This window comes from Pseudomonas sp. TCU-HL1 (assembly GCF_001708505.1).
Lineage (GTDB): Bacteria > Pseudomonadota > Gammaproteobacteria > Pseudomonadales > Pseudomonadaceae > Metapseudomonas.
In genome coordinates, this window is sequence record NZ_CP015992.1 from 702,600 (window position 1) to 720,201 (window position 17,602).

The following is a 17,602-nucleotide window of genomic DNA, read 5'->3' on the forward strand; positions in this document are numbered from 1 at the left end:
AGGGTCAGTAGTCTACGTTGTAGCCTTCCAGAAGCACCGCGCCGTCGCGGTCGCGCCGCACCTGGGTCAGGCCCGGATGCTCAGCCTCCAGGCGCAGCAGTTCCTCGCGTTGGCGGTAAAGGACGCTCTGTTGGTCCCGTAGTTGCTTCAGCAGGCGCCGGTTTTCGTCGCGCAACAGGTAAAGGTCGAGCGCGCCCCGCAGGGCGCTTTCGATCTCGTCGTCCTGCCAGGGTTTGGAGAGGAACCGGTGGACTTCCGCCTTGTTAATCGCCTGCATCAAGGTATGCCGGTCGCCATGGGCACTGAGCAGCATGCGCAGGGCATTGGGTTGGCGCTGGCGAGCGAACTGCAGGTAGGTAATGCCGTCGAACTTGGGCATTTTCAGGTCGGAGACAATTACCGCGTAGTCGTGCTCGTCGAGCGCGGCCAGGGCGGCTTCAACATCATGGACCAGGTGCAGCTCCCAGTGATACGGCTGCAGCAGCCGTTTCAGAGCACTGAGGATATGGGGCTCGTCGTCCACCAACTGGATCTTGATCATCTTGGCGCGTCCTGTGCTGTGGTTCCGGTCGCCTGGGGATATCGGACGTAGAGGGTGTAGCGGGCGCCTTCGCTGTCTTCGAAGGCAATCAGCTTGTCGATCAGGGTGCGGCTGAGCTGCTTGCCGGCATCGAGCAGCAGTAGGCCGCTTTCGGCCTGGAGGTTGCGCGCCAGGATCATGCCGGGCTCCAGGCGCCGGGTATCGACCGCCAGGATGCTGGGGTCGGCCTCCAGCAGGTCCGGGGCGTGCCGGGTGCAGAGGTCGATGAATTGCTGGCAGAGTTCCGGGTCGTAGAGGCGTCCGGCGTATCGGGCGAGAAACTGCAGGGCGTCTTCGCGTGGCAGGGGGCGTTGCAGGATCAGGCCGCATTGCAGCTCGACGAAGTCCACCGCCAGTTTGAGCAGCCGGGCGCCCAAGGGGATTTCTTCTCCGTGGAGATGGTCGGGGAAGCCGGTGCCGTTCCAGCGCTCCTGGTGGTGGCGGATCAGCCGGCCGGCAGCGTGCAGCGGTTCCAGCGCCATCAGCAAGCTTTCGCCCAGGGCCGGGTAACGGCAGTAGCGCTCGTGCTCCTCGCGGTACAGCAGGTCGCTGGGGCGGTTGAGCAGGTGATCGTCCCAGGTGAGTTTGCCGAGGTTGTAGAGCGCCGCGGCCATGGCGAGGTCGCGGCGGTCCGTTTCCGGCAGCTGGTGTTCGACGGCAAAGGCGCGAACCAGGGCAATGACCTGGGCGTTACCCTGCTTGTCGCCGGGCAGGCGCTGGTTGAGCAGGGCGGAGAAGACTTCGGTCGACGTCACGTAGCTGCGGCGAAGTTCCTCATAGGCCAGGTCGAGCATGTCGGCGGTCTGTTGCAGCTCGGCAGTACGATCGCGGACCCGCTGCTCCAGGCTGGCGTTGAGCTCTTGCAGGCGCTGCTTCTGTTCCCGGGTCAGGCATGTCAGGCGCTGGTGTTCGCGCTCGGCGTGCTGGTGGGCCAGGGCCTGGCGCAGGGTGAAGCGCAGTTCGTCGTCGATCCAGGGTTTGCTCAGGTAGCGGTAGATCTGCCCCTGGTTGATGGCGCGCACGCTGGTGTCCAGGTCGCTTGCACCGGTCAGCAGGATGCGCAGGGTGCCTGGCCAGCGCTGCTGCACCTCGGCCAGCAGGGATGGGCCGTCCAGACCGGGCATGCGCGCGTCGGAGACCACCAGGTCCACTTCGCGCTCTTGCAGTAGCTCCAGGGCGGCGGTGCCCCCGGGGGCGGTGAGCAGGTCGTAGGGCTCGCCGCGCAGGACGCGGCGCAAGGCGCTGAGGATGTGTTCCTCGTCATCCACCAACAGCAGGGTGGGGCGGCGCTGGGCTTCATTCATGTGGTCGATCCGGCAAGCAGCGGCTGGCGTTCAGGCAGCCAGACGCGGAAGCGGGTGCCTTCGCCGGGCCGGCTGACGACTTCGATGCGACCATTGTGTTTCTGCACGATGTTGTAGGAGAGCGCCAGGCCCAGGCCGGTGCCCTTGCCCACGGGCTTGGTGGTGAAGAAGGGTTCGTAGATGCGGTTGAGGATGGCCGGCTCGATGCCCTTGCCGTTGTCCTCCACCTCCAGCCAGACCCAGTCGCCCTGGTGGCCGCTGCGCAGGGTAATGCGGCCGAAGCTTTCAATGGCGTGAGCGGCGTTGATCATGAGGTTCATCACCACCTGATTGACCTGCGAGGGAATGCACTCCACCAGGGGCAGCTCACCGTATTCGCGCACCACCTCGGCCTTGTACTTGAGTTCGTTGTTGACCAGGTTGAGCGTACTGTCGAAGCCCTTGTGCAGGTCGGTGGCGCGAAACTCGTCTTCCTCGATTTGGGAGAAGTCCTTGAGGGCGGTGATGATCTTCTTCACCCGCTCGATGCCATCCTCGGATTCGTGGATCAGCGCTTCGACGTCAGTGCGGATGTAGTCGTATTCCAGGCTGCGCTTGAGTTGCTGCAGCTCTTCCAGGCTGCCGACGCCATCCACGGCGTCGACGATGCACAGCAGGTCGCTGACGTAGCCGCTGAGGGTCTTGAGGTTGGAGAAGACGTAGCCGATGGGGTTGTTGATCTCGTGGGCCACGCCGGCGGCCAGTTGGCCGATGGCGGCGAGCTTCTCCGACTGCAGCAGTTGGGCGTTGGCCTTCTCCAGCGTGTGGAGCAGTTGCTCCTGCTCCAGTTGCTTGCTGCTCAGGGCGTTGAGGGCGGTGGCGAGCGGGTCGTTGGCGCGGGCGAACTCGGTGGTGTCGTAGAGCAGCAGGCCGAAGCAGCGTTCGCCAGCGCAATCGAAGGGGAAGAGCAGGGTGTTTTGCAGGCGCAGGGGCGTCGCCTGGCCTTCGGGGCTGTAAGGCAGTTGGATCAGGTAGGGATCGTCGCGCCAATAGGTGTAGACCTGTTCACCCTGGTCGCGAGCCTGCTCGACCATCTGCTTTAGGCGGGGAGTATCGGCCTCCGGAAAGATGCTGGTGAGGAATTGCAGATGAACCTGCTGCAAGGATTTTCCGCTGCATTGGCTGATAAATGTGTTCCAGTACCGGATGCGCAGCTCGTGATCGAGGATGATGACCCCGACCTCGATATGTTCGACAAGTGCATTGATAAGGTCTGAAGGGCATCTAGCCAAAATGTCCATCCACTCGGGTGAGAGTTTAGGGCAGGCGGGTTCGTTCACTGGTATGTCGCATTTTTTCGTATGACCAGTATGGCGAATTGCTGGCGCTGGAATTATGACAACCCAGGGCCTTCATCTCCACCGAATTTTCGTTTATCCCCAAAGGCAGATGGACCATGACACTGCATGTATTGGGCGAGTCATTTATAGGTTATGACTTCCACTTCCCTGATGGGCGTCGTTGGCACTATCAGATGGATCTTGCCAATCCCCTAGACGAGCTTCTTGACGAGGAGCTGCCGGCCTGGGTCCGCTTGGGGTGTCAGCAATGCAGCCATTGCCCGCTGAAGGAGACAGATGTTCAGTTCTGTCCCTTCGCCAGGGTGCTGGCGAAGCCGGTCGAAGTGCTGGCGCGCTCGCCCTCGTACGAAGAAGTGCAGGTGACCGTGTTCTGGCGCGGCCGGGAAATCCGCCAGCAGACCACCCTCCAGCGGGCCCTGGGCTCCCTGCTGGGGCTGCTCGGAGCCACCAGCGGCTGCCCGCATACCCGGATGCTGCGCGCCATGGCCTGGTTCCACTGGCCCTTCAGTACGTCTGCTGAAACCCTGTACCGCGCCCTCGGCACCTACCTGCTGGGCCAGCACCTGCGCCGGCAGCGCGGGCTGGAGCCGGACTGGGAAATGGACGGCCTGCGTGAGCAGTACCGCAACCTGCGCCTGGTCAACCTGGGCATGGCCGACCGCCTGCGCGCCGCAGCCGAGGAGGATGCCAGCCTCAATGGCCTGATCCTGCTGGATCTGCTGGCGGCCGATACCCTGTATTCGCTGGACAGTTACGAGGGGGAGTTAGACAGCTATTTTGCGGAGTTTTTCGAGGCAGAGTGAAACGGTTCTTAGAGGGCGTAGACATAGTCATGTTGTTAATCGGCGCGCCAATAGGCGGGCTGCGGACAGCCACACCCAGGCCTCGCTGATGCTGTGCAGCCGGTCATGGTGCATGATTAAACGCCGCGCTTTCTTGTTCCAGGCATGGGTTCGTTCCACGATCCAGCGCTTGGGTAACACGGCGAACCCGGTCGTTTGGACTGGAGGCAAGAGCAAGTCCGCCTGGCCCGTGCTCCACTGCCCTGTGTTCCGGTTTCCCAGGCTACACACCACGTGCTGGCGATCCTGAACCTGCTAGGCCCATTTGTCGGCATAGACGCTGTCCACAAACAAGGTCTTGATCGAGGGGTATGTGGCAGTTGCTTGGGTCATCGCTGAGGTACTGGCAATTCATACGCAGCATGGAAGCGCGTGAGTTTGTACTCAACCAGCAGGCGCTTCTCGTTGTAGCCGTTGCAGCATGCGTACGAATTCAAGTGTCAGTCGCTGGTTCTCCGGTGTGAGCTCACGGAAACCTTGCCGCAACTGCATGGCATTGCGGGTGTAGTCGGCTTCCTTCGTGCTTCCCGCATTTCCTTCCAGTTCTACATCAGCGGCGCCCTCCAGGCTCGCATAGATTGCGGTCACGCTGGTCCAGCGCATACGCAAGCCGCTCCAACAGTGCCCCGGAAGGTCGGCGCTGCCCGTTCTCTATGCGTGACAGGTTGCTGGTCGCTGTTTCTGCCGCCAGTGCCAGAGCCTCCTGTGTCAGTCCTTTTTCCTGACGCAGTGCGTAGATGACTTGCCCAATATGCATGGGCTGCGATTGTTTGCCCGTCTTACCTCTGAGGCAAAACCACCATGGCAACTTGCGTTTAAAACTTGCCATGGTGTCAAATCACGAGCCACCTTTAAGGCGGCCTGCGATTTTTCGAGGACAAGACGAGCACCATGCCGACACTGCACTGGGTAGGAAAGGATAAGGTCCGGCAGCACCACAGGGACGTTCCCTACCGTGTCCTGCGCGACCACTACCGCTTCCAGGCGCCCGCCGAAGCACCAGCCAACAGCACTGACAATCGAATTGTCCATGGCGACAACCTGGATGCGCTGAAGAGTCTGCTGCCTGAGTTCGAGGGCAAGGTGCAATGCATCTACATCGATCCGCCGTATAACACCGGCAACGAAGGTTGGGTGTACAACGACAACGTCAACGATCCCCGTATGCGTAAATGGCTAGGGCAGGTGGTTGGTAAGGAAGGCGAGGATATGAGCCGCCACGACAAGTGGCTGTGCATGATGTATCCGCGTCTGAAGTTGCTGCATCGCTTGCTCTCGGAGGATGGCGCGATTTTCATCTCCATCGACGACAACGAAGTGCACAACCTCCGTGGCCTGATGGACGAGATATTCGGGCGTCGCAATTTCGTTACTACGGTGATCTGGGAAAAGGTCTATTCACCCAAGAACAGCGCCCGCCACTTCTCAGAGGACCATGATTTCGTCTTGGTCTACGCAAAGGATGCTGAGCAGTGGACGCCCAACCCCATGCCGCGTTCGGAAAAGCAGAACGAGCGCTACAAGAACCTGGATCAGGACCCGCGCGGCTCCTGGAAGCCTGGTGATATCTCTGCGCGCAACTTTTACAGCCAGGGTACTTACGCAATTCGGTGCCCTGGCGGACGGCTGATCGAAAAACCGCCGACAGGTACCTACTGGCGTTACTCCGAGGAAAAATTGCGCGAACTGGATGCCGACCGGCGCATCTGGTGGGGGCCGGATGGTAACGGTGTTCCGGCCATCAAGCGCTTCCTCAGCGAGGTCAAATAAGGTGTTGTTCCCCAGACACTCTGGCGCTACAGCGAGGTTGGGCATACCCAGGACGCCAAGAAAGAGCTGCTGTCGATCATCGACTTTGACGGCTCGGAACCCGCGTCGGATAACTCGAGCGTGGTCGACGCGACCCTGCAAGTCGCGCTTGCCGCTCAGGTCGAGCTGACCGCCGCGAGTGCCGCTACGGTGGGACGGCCGATCCCCTCGGAAGTGAGAGGCGCAATGGACCTGTACCCGCTACGCCCGGCGTTTGCCGAAGAGATCCGTACCCTGCGCTTGCCACAACTCTTCCGTCAGGCGCCAGTCGGCCTGATCTTCACCGACGAAGACGGTGGCGTTCTTCTAGGCAAAGCGCAGTTGCTCGACCACGAATTTCGCTTGGCCGACTGCGATGTCAACGATTTCGCCTTGGAGCCGGCCGGTGGCGATCTGGTAAAGCTCGACCTACTGCGGGTGGGTGACGTGCAGGGCGATTACGAGCCGACGCGCATCCGACTTAAGGACACGGAAATCCGCAAATGGCGCGACTACCTGTCCAGCCTTGACCCAGAGGCGAAGCGTCGCCAACTGACCGGGTTGGTCGGTAACTGGCTGGGCAGGATGCCGCCGCTGGCGGAAAGCGATCTGCAAGCCTACATTCACAAAATTCTTGCTCGCCTGAGCCCAGCGCAGCTGGACGAAGTGCTGGAGCAGCAGAATGCTTATGTCGATAGCATCCGCCAGCGGGTGCGCCGCGAAATGGTCGACTTTGCACGTCGCAGGTTTCGCCAGTAGATTGACCTGCACAAGGTGGATACCCGGCCGTTTTACCGCTTGCCGGAGGAGATCGCCCCGCGTCAGAAAGCCCCTGTGGCCGCCGACAACAGTCTGTATCTGCGCGAGGAGCGGGGTAATGGCCTGGAGGAGCATATGGCCGACTTCCTGGCTGGCTGCGAGAACCTACGCTGGTGGCACCGCAATCCAAGTGGGCGTGGCTTTTACTTGAACGGGCCGATCAATCATTACCCGGATTTCATACTGCGCTTGCGCTCCGGGTTGATTGTGCTCTTGGAGACCAAGGGAGGTGACCGCGACAACTCCGATTCGGACGGTAAGATCGAACTCGGTCGGCTGTGGGAGCAGTGTGCTGGGCGCAACTTCCGCTACCTGATGGTGTTCGAGGGGAGCCCGTCACCTGGAGCATATTCTTGGGCTGAGGCATGTGAATTGCTAAGGAGTCTGTAATCTAGCGGCTGCAGGCGAGGCCCAGTGGTGTTTCGCCTTCACGCTCAGCGAAGGAAATGGCAATAGGCTTCATGCCGTGAAAAGACTGCACAACGGATGGTCAAAATGAGCCCCAATTTCTACCCGTCTCACCGAATCGCCGACGCCGTTGCCCTTGCGACAACTTTGCACGCGAATCAAACCCGCAAAGCCACCGGCATCCCCTATCTGTCGCACTTGCTGGGTGTTGCTGGTCTGGTGATGGAGCACGGTGGTGATGAAGAACAGACCATTGCCGCCTTACTACATGACGCCGTCGAGGATGCTGGACCGCACGCTGAAGCATTGATTCGGGAGCAGTTTGGCGAGCGGGTTACCCGCATCGTCCTCGCCTGCACCGATGGCGTGCCGGATGCACACGGCGAGAAGGGGGATTGGCACACTCGCAAGCAGCGTTACCTCGCCCACCTGGCCGAGGCGTTGACGGAGGTGTTGCTGGTGTCGGGTTGCGACAAATTGCACAACGCCCGAGCGATTGTCAGTGCTCTGCACGCCCACGGCCCAGCCATGTTCTCGCGGTTCAACGCCGGGCAGGCGGGGACGCTGTGGTACTACGAACAGTTGGCCGGGGTTTTCCTGTTTCATCTGCCCGGTTCGCTTGCCGACGAGTTGGCGCGAACTGTCGCCGAGCTAAAGCGTTTGGCCGCCTAGCCATGGGGAGGGCTGAGCCAGGCTCGAATCCTTTACTCAATCGACTGGACGAGTGGCGGCCGGGCTGCTGGTGCGCCGCCGTCATCCAACTGTTCGCGGCGTTCGAACGCGAGGAGGAGGGAGGGCATTCGCGCTATCCGGCGCAGTGGGCGTATTTCCTGTGGGCACCTACCGATACCGCTATTCCTCAGGCGCTTCCGGATGGCTGGGGAATCAGCCTGGAACCACCCTGGGAGGAGATTGCCTCCGATCTAGCTGGCGCTGCTGTCTTTGTCCTACCCGAACGCGAAGTGGACTGGCCCACTCTCTTGGATATCCTGCGGGTATGCGGGGATCCTGCTCCCTGGCTGCTGCAGGTAATCAGGCAGGTACAACGCACCAAACGGCGAGTACGACAGCGGCGCTTTCTCGAGCTCTACGGCGAGGGTGACAATTACGCCTTCGAGAAATTCATGCGCAGCGCGCTGGCGAAGCCTGCGGAGCATTGAGTTCTCAGGCTCAATTGCCATAGCCGCGAACCGAAACCGCTCGTGGTCGCGAACCGAAACCGAAACCGGAACCCGAACCGAGACCGTTGATAGCGGTGCACCGAGACTGAGAATGAGACTACCCCTGGGCTGAAGCAGCTCCTCGGAATAGAGGGGGCCAACTCGTCGTTCAGCGTTTCACTGAACAGCCTGGCGAGCCCCCCGGCTGTGGACACCAATCCCGGCCCTCAACTCCCCCGCAACACCGCCAACCCGGCCAGCGAAACTGACAGCTCGCGCAGCGCGCGGCCGGCGGTTTCGGTCTCGCGGACGCTGGCCTCGTTGTTCACGGCGATCTCCACCAGCTGGCTGAGGTTGCGCGAGATGTCCTCGGCCACCAGGGTCTGTTCCTCGGCGGCGGTGGCGATCTGCTGCGTCATGTCGCGGATGGTCTGTACCGCGTCGGTCACGCCATTGAGGATGCGCCCGGCCAGGTGCACCTACTCCACGCCTTTCTCGCTGCTGCGCCGGCCGCTTTCGATGGCCTGCACCGCGCTAGCCGCACCTTTCTGCACGGCGGCGATGATGGCGTTGATCTCCGCCGTGGACTGGGCGGTGCGCTGGGCGAGGTTGCGTACCTCGTCGGCCACCACGGCGAAGCCGCGGCCGCTTTCCCCGGCCCTGGCGGCCTCGATGGCGGCGTTCAGCGCCAGCAGGTTGGTCTGCTCAGCGATGCTGTGGATAACCTCGAGCACTTCGCCGATCCGTCCGCTGTCGACTTCTAGTTGGTGGATGACCCGGGCGGTGCTGGTGATCTCGTCGCGCACGTCGTTGATGCAGCTGACCATGCCCACCATGGCCTGCTCGCCCTGCTGGGCGGCCTGTTCCGCGTCGTCCGCCGCGCGGGCCGCCTGGGCGGTGGCACCGGCGACTTCCTGGGCCGCGGCGGACATCTCCTCCATGGCGGTGGCCACCTGGTCGGTGCGCTGGTTCTGCTCCTGGATGCCCTGGCCGAAGTGGCTGGCGATGGTGCTCAGCTCGTCGCTGGCCCGGTCCAGTTGCCGGGTGCCTTGCCCCAGGCTGGCGAAGGTGTCCGAGAGGCGATCGTTGAGCACGTTGGCGGCGGCGGCCAGGCGCCCCAGTTCGTCACGGCGATCCAGGCGCAGCCGCTCGCTGGCGCTGCCCTGGCCGAGCCGTTCGACGTAGCCGGTCAGTTGCCCCAGCGGGGCGACCAGGCGTTGCTGGATCAGCCAGCCACCGAGCAGCCAGGCCAGCACGGCGGCCGTCGGCGGCAGCGCCATCAGCCAGGCCGGCGCTGTGGGCGCACCGAGCTCGCCGAGGCGGTCGGACAGCAGGCCGAGGCCGACCAGGGCCGGAAGCAGCACGGACAACAGGCAGGCGCCGAGAAGCACCAGGGTCTTGCTACGCAGGGAGAGTTCGAGAGGCACGCGGGTATTCCTTTATCGGTTCTTGTCTGCAAGAGGTGGCGCCCGCCACCTCCATGGCCGGGGCGGTTACTTCAGGCTCTTCAAGTAGGCGATCAGGTCCTGGCGTTCCGCCGCGCCGCCCTGGCCCGGGTACATCATCAGGTTGCCCGGCAGCAGGGCGGCGGGGCTGGTCAGCCACTTGTCCAGGTTGGCGTCGTTCCACTCAAGGCCGGCACCCTTGAGTGGCGCGGAGTAGCGGAACCCCGGCGCCTGGGCGCTGGCGCGGCCGTACACGCCGTGGAGGCTCGGGCCCATGAGGTTCTTGCCGGCTTCGGTGCTATGGCAAAAGCCGCATTGGGCGGCAAACAGGGCTTGGCCCTTGGCGGCGTCGCCCTGGGCGAAGGCGAGGGAGGAGGCCAGCGCCAGGCCGGCGGCGATGAGTTGCTTGTGGAGCATGGTGTTTCCTACACGTGAAAAGGCCTCGCCGGGCTAGCCAGGCGAGGCCTTTTTGGTTTTAAAACTTGTTGGCGAGGTCGATGCCGGACTTGCCGGGCGCGAGAATGTTGTTCGGGTCCAGGGCGCGCTTGATGGCGTGTTCCACCTTGCGCTTGACGGTGCCGTAGCTCTGCGCCACGCGCTCCTGGAACGCGGTGTTGACGCGGTACACGGCGTAGCCATGTTTCTCGAACTCATCCAGCAGCTCGTGGAAGCAGGCATTGGCGCGCTGAGTTTCCTCGGGGTTGGTGCGGTCGTACAGCACGTCGATCACGTGGTGCATGTCGCGCCAGCCGACGATGAACTCGCCGACGTAGTCCAGGCCGTGCTTGTTGAGAATCTTCTTGGCCAGCGCCTGCTGCTTGTCGCACTCGCTGCCGCGGGCCTGGCTGACCGGGGCGAACCACATGGAGCCGCCGCCGCCGCGCCAGTTGTACAGGCCGAATTCCTGCAGGTTGGGCACGCCGGACATCAGCTGGGCACGGTACTTGAAGGGCTGGGTATCGCCGGCTTCTTCCTCGGTGACGATCCTGCCCTTGCCCAAGGCTTTCAGCGCCCCGGTGACAATCTTCCAGTTCACGTCCACCTGTTCCTGGGTGCCGTAGAGGGCGGCGTAGACGTTCCAGGCGCCGAGGTTCTTGTCCTTCTGGATCTGCTTGAGGATGGCGTCCGGGGTCGCGCCAGGCTCGGTGGTGTAGTCCGAGCGGCGGGTGTTGCAGGTAGAGGCTTCCCAGAGCACGCCGGCGATCACCACGGAGTTGGGGATGACCTGGGCGATGCGCAGCGGGCGGATGAATTCGACGATCTCGCTGATGTCGGACTCGTTCTCGAACTTGATCTCGAAGGGTTTGAACACCGGCGGCTTGGGCATCAGCCAGAAGCCCATCTTGGTGCAGATGCCGTAGTTGGCCTGGGTGAACATGCCGTCCAGGGTCGGGCCATAGCCCCACTTGAACACCTGCCAGGCGTTGTCGCCCTTTACCCCGCCCATGCCGGTGCGGTAGACGTCGCCGTTGGCCAGCACCACTTCCATGCCGCACTGCATGAGGAAGTGCTCGCCGTAGGGGGTGTAACCCACGCCGCGATCCATGGTGTTGCCCAGCGGGCCGGCGATGGCCGACGGCGCGGAGAAGGACAGCATCAGCGGGAGGTTGTTCTCCTGGATATAGTCGTACAGCTGGCCATAGGTGACGCCCGGCTCGACCAGCGCGGTGCACAGTTCCGGGTCGACGTGGATGATCTTGTTCATCTTCTTCAGGTCGAGGATCACCTGGCCGCGCTGGCCGGGAGCCGCCGAGCCGTAACCGAAGTTGCGGCCGGTGGAGATGGTCCACACCGGAATGCCGTGCTCGTTGCAGATCTTCACCACGCCCTGCACCTGTTCGACAGTGGTGGCGGTGAGCGCTGCGGACGGTGCGTGCTCGGCGTTGTCCACAGCCATCATGATCTTGTTGTAGGGGATCAGTTGGTCGTCCTTGACCAGGACGTTGTCCTCGCCCAGCAGCTTGCGGAACTTGGCCAGGGCTTGCTGGAAGTTGGCGTCATTCACGCCACGGGGAAGCAGGGTGTTCTTGGTTTGCTCGGTCATCTGTCAGCTCCTTCAAGCCACGATCGAGAACGAAACGAATTGGCCGGCAAGCGCCGGAAGCTGGCTGGCGAGGCCTGGGGCTGCGCCGCTGTCGGCGGTGCCCAGGCTGGCCAGGCTATGGCCTAGGCTGGCCGCCCATTGCGCGGAGCCGCCGCTGCGCGCGGCGCTGGCCAGCTTCAGGGGCCGGCCGCCCAGGGGGTGCTCTCCGCTCAGGCTGAAGCCACCGCCGCAGGCGTGCAGCTGCTGGCCCAGGCGCAGGGCGCAGCCCTGGGCGCTGTCGGCGCTGAGCAACTGGTGGCGGGTGCCGCCGGCGAGCGCGCTGTGCTGGCCAAGCCACTGCACCCGCGCACCGCTGCTGCGGGCGAGGTCGAGGATCAGCGCGGCGCTGGCGTCATCCACCAGGCCGATGATGCGTTGCGGCTGGCCGCTCAGAAGGCGCTTCTGCAGGCCCAGGACGAAGTCCAGACCGAGGTCGGTGCGCTGCACTTCCGCCTTGCCGGCCGCAGCGCTTGCGCCCACACCGGCCAGGAAGGCATTGCCGGCCGCCTGGCCATCCACCAGCACCAGGGTGGGCAGCGGCTGGGTCTGGCCGCCGAGCATGGCCTTGGTCATCGCCAGGCTGGAGGCGCCCATGGCGGCGCCGGCCAGGCCGCCCAGAGCCATGCCCTTGAGCAGGGTACGACGTTCGATGTTCATCGTCGGCACCTCAGGGCTTGGTCGCGGGGGCGGGCGACTTGGAGATGTACTCGCCGACCTGTTGCAGGGCCTTGTCGTCGATGTACGAGGCCGGGAAGGCCGGCATGGCGCGGAATCCGTTGCGCACGACGATGGAGATGTACTGCGGCGGCAACTGGCGGCCGGTGATCACCGGGCCCACCTGGTGTTCGTGGCAATGGCCGCAGACCTTCTGGTAGACGTTCTCGCCGCTCTTCCATTGACCGTCGCCATCGGCGAAGGCCTGCCCGGCGAGCAGGGCGAGGGGCAGTGCAAGGCCGGCCAGCAGAGGCCGTTTCACAGCTTGGCTGTTGAGGAGTGAAGACATTTCGTACTCCGTTTTTTATTGGGTGGGTGCGGGGTGTCGGTGATGCGGCCGCATCAGAACGGATAGGGCCGCGGGCTGTGTTGCAGTGTGATCCAGTGGTCGGTGGTGAACTCCTCGATGGCCCAGTCGCCGTTGAAGCGGCCGAGGCCGGAGTTCTTCTCGCCACCGAAGGGGGCGTTGGGTTCGTCGTTGACCGGGATGTCGTTCACATGGGTCATGCCGGCGTGGATGCGCTGGGCGAACTGCACGCCGCGCTCCAGGCTGCCGCAGAACACCGCGCTGGACAGGCCGTACTCGCTGCGGTTGGCCAGCTCCAGGGCGTGCTCGGCGTCGCGGGCGGACTGGATGCCCACCAGCGGGCCGAAGATTTCCTCGCGGGCGATTTCCATGTCGGCGGTGACGTTACCGAACACGTGGGGCGGCATGACGTTGCCCTGGGGCTCGCCGCCCACCAGCAGGGTGGCGCCTTCTGCCTTGGCGGTGGCGACCTTCTCCTTCAGGCCGGCCAGTTGCCTGGCGTTGATCACCGGGCCGACCACGGTCTCGGGCTTGCTCGGGTCTCCGTAGGGCAGGGCCTTGACCCGCTCGACGAAGCGCTGGGTGAAGGCCTCCACCAGGGGGGCCTCGACGATGATGCGGTTGACCGCCATGCAGATCTGGCCCTGGTGGAGGAACTTGCCCACCACGGCGGCGTGCACCGCCTGTTCCAGGTCGGCGTCGGCCAGGACCACGAAGGGGCTGTTGCCGCCCAACTCCAGCGCCACGTGCTTGAGGTGCTCGCCGCCGCTGGCGATGCGGCCGATGTTGCGGCCCACCTGGGTGGAACCGGTGAAGGAGATGAAGGCCGGCACCGAGTGTTCGACGAAGGCGTCGCCGATTTCCGCGCCCGAGCCCACCACCACGCTCAGCACGCCCGCCGGCAGGCCGGCCTCCTCGAAGATGCGCGCCAGCAGCAGGCCGCCGGTGACCGGGGTGTCGCTGGCCGGCTTGACCACCACGGCGTTGCCCAGGGCCAGGGCCGGGGCCAGGGAGCGGGCGGTGAGGTGCAGGGGGAAGTTCCACGGGCTGATGACGCCGATCACCCCGAGCGGCGCGCGGTACACGCGGCTTTCCTTGCCGGGGATGTTGGAGGCGACGATGCGGCCGTGCACGCGGTTTGGCAGGCTGGCCGACTCCAGGGTGATGGCACGGGCGGCGCCCCATTCGATCTGCGCCTTGATGCGGGTGCTGCCGGACTCGCGAATGATCCAGTCGATGATCTCCTCGCGGCGCTCATCGAAGATCTTCACCGCGTCCAGCAGTACCCGGGCGCGCTCGGCCGGTGCCTTCGCCGCCCACTCCCGCTGGCTGTCGCGGGCCATGCGGTAGGCCGCGTCGAGGTCCTCGCGGCTGGCCAGGGTAATGCTCAGCAGGGCCTGGTCGTTGTAGGGGTCGAAGACCTCCAGCTGGCGACCGGTACTGCCGGCGCGCCATTGCCCGGCGAGGGGCTGTAACTCGAGGTTTTGGTAGGCAGGGCGGATGGTGTCCATGGGGCCTCTCTTGTTTGAGCGGAAGGCTGCCGGTAGCAGCGATCCGCTGGTCGTATGGGTGCGTGGTGACACCTCAGGCGTGACGCGCGGGCGTCTGGCCTGTGGCGGTACGGTCGGGGATCAACAACGAAGCCGTGGTGCGGGCGGGATGGTTTGGCGATGGGAAGCGGTTCATGGGGCCGTTACCTGCGTTGTTGTTGTCTTGGGTGCACGCAGCAGGCCTTTAACAACTACTGTGCCATTCTTTTATGTTTTGAGTTTTATCCTTTATAAACAATTAGTTATGAATATTTACCGAAGGGCGGCCGAGTGCGCAGGGGTGGTTGCGAGACGGTTGGCGCGGAAAATTCTGCAGAGAAGTCTCCGGGGTGCTGAAACTTTCCCGGAGCGGCTCGCGGGAGACTGTGCGGTTATCGGGTAACGGCGAGCGTTGGCGCCGAAAGGCCAATTGACCGGCCATTTCACGCGGGCATACTGAATAGCTCTTTTCCTGCCTTCCGCCCATGACCATGACTCGCAAATCCTCGAGCAATCCCGGCCGCGCCATGGGGGATAAATTCCTCAAGCAGTTGCTCGGCCGGCAGAAGCGCCTGATCGTCGACTACGCCAACCAGTTCGGCAGCAGCGGGCTGCCTTCTGCCGAGCAATTGGCGGAGACCGTCGCCTTCGCCCCCCAGGACGGCAATATCTGGCTCTGCGGCCAGCGCATGATGCTGCTGCAGGGGGCCGCCTTCGGCGCCATCCGCCGCGAGTTGGTGGAGGCCCTTGGCCTGGACAAGGCCCGCGGCCTGCTGACGCGAATCGGCTGGCAGGCCGGGGCGCGGGATGCCGCCCAGGTCAGCGCGCAGTGGCCCGAGGGCGACCACGCCAGCCTCTACAGCGCTGGTCCGCGCCTGCACATGCTGGAGGGCCTGGTGAACGTCGAGGTGGTGCGCTTCGACATCGACTCCAGCATCGGCCATTTCTATTCGGAGTTCTTCTGGCACAACTCCCTGGAGGCCGACGAGCACATCGCCAGCTACGGGCTGGGCAGCGAGCCGGCCTGCTGGATGGAAGTGGGCTACGCCAGCGGCTACGCCTCCTCCCTGCTGGGACGTCTGGTGGTGTTCCGCGAGCAGGAGTGCCGCTGCATGGGCCATTCGGCCTGTCGCATCGTCGGCAAGCCGGCGGAGCAGTGGGAGGACATCGACACCGACCTGGCTCACCTGGATGCCAGCGATTTCCTCAGCCGCAGCACCTACGGCTCGGCTGACGAGGCGGAAATGGCAGAGCTGGATGAGCCGCCCGAGGACCAGGCCATGGTGGGCATTTCCGCCGCCTTTGTTGCCGCCAGCCAGCAGCTTTACCGCGTCGCGCCGACCCAGGCCACCGTACTGCTGACCGGCGAATCGGGGGTGGGTAAGGAGCTTTTCGCGCGCACCCTCCACCAGGCCAGCCCGCGTCGCCATACGCCGCTGGTGGCGCTCAATTGCGCGGCGCTGCCGGAAACCCTGCTGGAGGCAGAACTGTTCGGCGTGGAGCGCGGCGCCTTCACCGGCGCCGACCGTTCCCGGCCGGGGCGCTTCGAGCGGGCCAAGGGCGGCACCCTATTCCTCGACGAGATCGCCACCCTGAGCCTCAGTGCCCAGAGCAAGATCCTGCGGGTGCTGCAGGAGGGCGAGATCGAGCGGGTGGGTGGCACCACGGCGATCCCGGTGGATGTGCGGATCATCGCCGCCACCAACCTGGACCTGCGTCGCGAGGTGGAGGCCGGGCGCTTTCGCGAGGACCTCGTGTACCGGCTGAACGTCTTCCCCATTCACCTGCCGCCGCTGCGCGAGCGCCGCGAAGACATTCCGCTACTGATGAGCTACTTTCTGCGCAAGTTCAGCACGCGCCATGGGCTCAAACCCCTGGGTTTCAGCACGCGGCTGGTTAACGCCCTGCTGACCTACCGCTTCCCCGGCAATATCCGCGAGCTGCAGAACCTGATCGAGCGTGGCGTGATCGCCGCAGGCAATGGTGAGCTGATGGACCTGGTGCACCTGGCCGAGGCGGGCGAGCCGCTGCGTTCCAGCGGTATCGGCCTGACCGCTGAGGGCCGCCTGGACGCCACTGCTGGCGAGGGCCCTGCTCGGGGCGAGGCGGCGCATGGCGAGCAGCAGGTGGTGGAGCCGGAGCTGGCCGACCTGCAGGCGTTTCTCAGTGGCCGCGAGCGGGTGCTGGGGACTTCGCTGAAGGAGATCGAGCAACGCCTGGTGCGCCTGGCGCTGGAGCGCACCGGCGGCAACCTCACTGCGGCGGCGCAGATGCTGGGCATGAGCCGCGCCCAGATCAGTTATCGGCTCAAGGGGGAGTGATCCCCCCTGGTCGGTCACGGGTGGCTCAGAGGGGCATGGTGAACTTCAGCCAGTAGGTCTGGCCCTCGGCGCGGTTGCGCACGCCGCTTTCGTTCTGCCATTTGGCGCTGAGGAACCAGCCCTTGCCGCTGTACTGCACAGCCGGGCCGATGGAGAAGGTGCGGCCACGGTTGCCATCATTGGCGTCCACCAGGGCGGCCCCGGCGCAGTCGGAGACGCTGCACTTGTCGTCGCTGATCTGCTTGTAGGCGTGGCCACCCACGCCCACGACCCAGCCGTTGCCTAGGCCCCAGCCCAGGGTGTAGTCGGCGTGCAGCTCGCGGCCGGACTGGTAGTGGGTGTCGTGGTTCTCGAGGTTGTAGTCGTGCATCAGGCGCACATCGGCGTTGAAGCCGTTGGGGTCGGTGTAGGTCATCGCGTACACCGCCTGCACGGTGTAGTAGTTGTTGCCGAGGTTGATCAGGTCGTCCTTGTCGTAGCTGCCGGTGGGGGCCACGAAGTCGACGCCGACGGCGGTGTGGAACTTGTCGCTGTGGTGGAAGCCGACCACCGGGCCGAAGTGGGCGTCGCCGATGCCGCGCTTATGGTCGTGGGGGCCGTTCTTGATGTTCAGGCGGATGTCGTTGAGCGGCAGCAGGGCGTGGAATCCGAGGTTGCCGCCGAGCACCTGCTGCTCGGTGACCCAGACGAAACGCGGCACGATGGTGGTGACCCGCAGGTCGATGTCGGCGGCCTTGTCGCCGGCATTGTCGCGCAGGGAGTCGGCCAGGTAGTTGCCGACGAACACCTGACCGTAGGTTCCGGGCGGCGGCAGGATGCCCATGCCATAGATCTCGATGCCCATCGGCCAGGACGACAGGCCGCCTTCGGTGGCCTGGGCCAGTTGGGTGGTGCCGGCGAGCAGCAGGCTGGTGGTGCATGCAAGGATAGGGGTGCTGAAGAGTTTCTTGTTCATGAAAGGC

At 64.2% G+C, this 17,602-nt stretch carries 20 protein-coding genes and 2 pseudogenes; 8 read left to right on the top strand and 14 right to left on the bottom strand.

Annotated elements, in window-relative coordinates; genetic code table 11:
• Positions 1-4: 4 nt before the first annotated feature.
• Genes THL1_RS03130 through THL1_RS03140 form a run of 3 tightly spaced genes read right to left on the bottom strand, consistent with a single transcriptional unit; the run spans position 5 to position 3,071 of the window.
• A complete protein-coding gene (locus THL1_RS03130; RefSeq protein WP_069081910.1) occupies positions 5-541 on the bottom strand; it encodes a response regulator in 537 nt (178 codons plus the stop codon).
• Positions 538-1,884, bottom strand: a complete 1,347-nt coding sequence (locus tag THL1_RS03135) for an HD domain-containing phosphohydrolase (protein WP_069081911.1) — start codon at positions 1,882-1,884, stop codon at positions 538-540. Before THL1_RS03135 ends, THL1_RS03130 begins: the two co-directional genes overlap by 4 nt.
• Complete coding sequence (locus THL1_RS03140; protein WP_237234811.1) at positions 1,881-3,071, bottom strand: ATP-binding protein; 1,191 nt, start codon at positions 3,069-3,071, stop codon at positions 1,881-1,883. Before THL1_RS03140 ends, THL1_RS03135 begins: the two co-directional genes overlap by 4 nt.
• Between THL1_RS03140 and THL1_RS30960 the strand changes: the two genes are divergently transcribed.
• Positions 3,012-3,140: a hypothetical protein gene (locus tag THL1_RS30960; protein WP_257785040.1), complete on the top strand. Its 129-nt coding sequence runs from the start codon at positions 3,012-3,014 to the stop codon at positions 3,138-3,140. The genes THL1_RS03140 and THL1_RS30960 overlap by 60 nt on opposite strands.
• Positions 3,141-3,319: 179 nt before the next feature.
• Positions 3,320-4,027 carry a DUF6901 family protein gene (locus THL1_RS03145; RefSeq protein ID WP_069081913.1) on the top strand — a complete coding sequence of 236 codons (708 nt, stop codon included), beginning with the start codon at positions 3,320-3,322 and terminating at the stop codon, positions 4,025-4,027.
• A gap of 27 nt (positions 4,028-4,054) precedes the next feature.
• Here the strand turns inward: THL1_RS03145 and THL1_RS30495 are convergent.
• The 3 genes and pseudogenes from THL1_RS30495 to THL1_RS31240 form a co-directional block, all read right to left on the bottom strand.
• A pseudogene (locus tag THL1_RS30495) lies at positions 4,055-4,414 on the bottom strand (transposase); the annotation flags it as partial.
• Between the two features lie 36 nt (positions 4,415-4,450).
• On the bottom strand, positions 4,451-4,669 hold the full coding sequence (locus tag THL1_RS29485; RefSeq protein ID WP_069081914.1) for a hypothetical protein: 219 nt from the start codon (positions 4,667-4,669) through the stop codon (positions 4,451-4,453).
• Positions 4,617-4,895 carry a helix-turn-helix domain-containing protein gene (locus THL1_RS31240; protein ID WP_202969624.1) on the bottom strand — a complete coding sequence of 93 codons (279 nt, stop codon included), beginning with the start codon at positions 4,893-4,895 and terminating at the stop codon, positions 4,617-4,619. Before THL1_RS31240 ends, THL1_RS29485 begins: the two co-directional genes overlap by 53 nt.
• A 62-nt stretch (positions 4,896-4,957) precedes the next feature.
• Here THL1_RS31240 and THL1_RS30500 point away from each other — a divergent pair, with 62 nt between their 5' ends.
• The 5 genes from THL1_RS30500 (at position 4,958) to THL1_RS03175 (ending at position 8,241) form a co-directional block, all read left to right on the top strand.
• A complete protein-coding gene (locus tag THL1_RS30500) occupies positions 4,958-5,836 on the top strand; it encodes a site-specific DNA-methyltransferase (RefSeq protein WP_069081915.1) in 879 nt (292 codons plus the stop codon).
• Between the two features lie 120 nt (positions 5,837-5,956).
• A complete protein-coding gene (locus THL1_RS30505) occupies positions 5,957-6,613 on the top strand; it encodes a hypothetical protein (RefSeq protein ID WP_237234767.1) in 657 nt (218 codons plus the stop codon).
• 75 nt (positions 6,614-6,688) lie between these two features.
• On the top strand, positions 6,689-7,063 hold the full coding sequence (locus THL1_RS03165; RefSeq protein ID WP_145928254.1) for a hypothetical protein: 375 nt from the start codon (positions 6,689-6,691) through the stop codon (positions 7,061-7,063).
• Between the two features lie 105 nt (positions 7,064-7,168).
• On the top strand, positions 7,169-7,753 hold the full coding sequence (locus THL1_RS03170; protein ID WP_069086397.1) for an HD domain-containing protein: 585 nt from the start codon (positions 7,169-7,171) through the stop codon (positions 7,751-7,753).
• 2 nt (positions 7,754-7,755) lie between these two features.
• Entirely contained in the window at positions 7,756-8,241 is a 486-nt protein-coding gene (locus THL1_RS03175) for a hypothetical protein (protein WP_069081918.1), read from the top strand.
• Positions 8,242-8,468: 227 nt separating this feature from the next.
• Here the strand turns inward: THL1_RS03175 and THL1_RS30510 are convergent, their stop codons facing one another.
• The 7 genes and pseudogenes from THL1_RS30510 to pchA form a co-directional block, all read right to left on the bottom strand.
• Positions 8,469-8,720, bottom strand: coding sequence for a methyl-accepting chemotaxis protein (locus tag THL1_RS30510; RefSeq protein ID WP_069081919.1), 252 nt, complete (start codon positions 8,718-8,720; stop codon positions 8,469-8,471).
• A gap of 41 nt (positions 8,721-8,761) precedes the next feature.
• Positions 8,762-9,521, bottom strand: a pseudogene (locus THL1_RS03185) (methyl-accepting chemotaxis protein); the annotation flags it as partial.
• A 213-nt stretch (positions 9,522-9,734) separates the two neighbouring features.
• A complete protein-coding gene (locus THL1_RS03190) occupies positions 9,735-10,103 on the bottom strand; it encodes a c-type cytochrome (RefSeq protein ID WP_069081921.1) in 369 nt (122 codons plus the stop codon).
• Between the two features lie 58 nt (positions 10,104-10,161).
• Entirely contained in the window at positions 10,162-11,730 is a 1,569-nt protein-coding gene (locus tag THL1_RS03195) for an FAD-binding oxidoreductase (protein WP_069081922.1), read from the bottom strand.
• 12 nt (positions 11,731-11,742) lie between these two features.
• Positions 11,743-12,426 (bottom strand): hypothetical protein, encoded by a 684-nt coding sequence (locus THL1_RS03200; protein ID WP_069081923.1) that lies wholly within the window; start codon positions 12,424-12,426, stop codon positions 11,743-11,745.
• Between the two features lie 10 nt (positions 12,427-12,436).
• The gene (locus THL1_RS03205; RefSeq protein ID WP_069081924.1) at positions 12,437-12,772 is read right to left on the bottom strand and encodes a c-type cytochrome; all 336 of its coding nucleotides are present in this window, start codon (positions 12,770-12,772) and stop codon (positions 12,437-12,439) included.
• Positions 12,773-12,825: 53 nt separating this feature from the next.
• A complete protein-coding gene (gene pchA, locus THL1_RS03210; RefSeq protein ID WP_069081925.1) occupies positions 12,826-14,301 on the bottom strand; it encodes a 4-hydroxybenzaldehyde dehydrogenase in 1,476 nt (491 codons plus the stop codon).
• Positions 14,302-14,810: 509 nt separating this feature from the next.
• Here pchA and THL1_RS03215 point away from each other — a divergent pair.
• On the top strand, positions 14,811-16,640 hold the full coding sequence (locus THL1_RS03215; RefSeq protein WP_069086398.1) for a sigma-54-dependent Fis family transcriptional regulator: 1,830 nt from the start codon (positions 14,811-14,813) through the stop codon (positions 16,638-16,640).
• A 25-nt stretch (positions 16,641-16,665) separates the two neighbouring features.
• On the opposite strand, the gene THL1_RS03220 is transcribed toward THL1_RS03215, so the two are convergent.
• Complete coding sequence (locus THL1_RS03220; RefSeq protein ID WP_069081926.1) at positions 16,666-17,595, bottom strand: SphA family protein; 930 nt, start codon at positions 17,593-17,595, stop codon at positions 16,666-16,668.
• Positions 17,596-17,602: the final 7 nt, after the last annotated feature.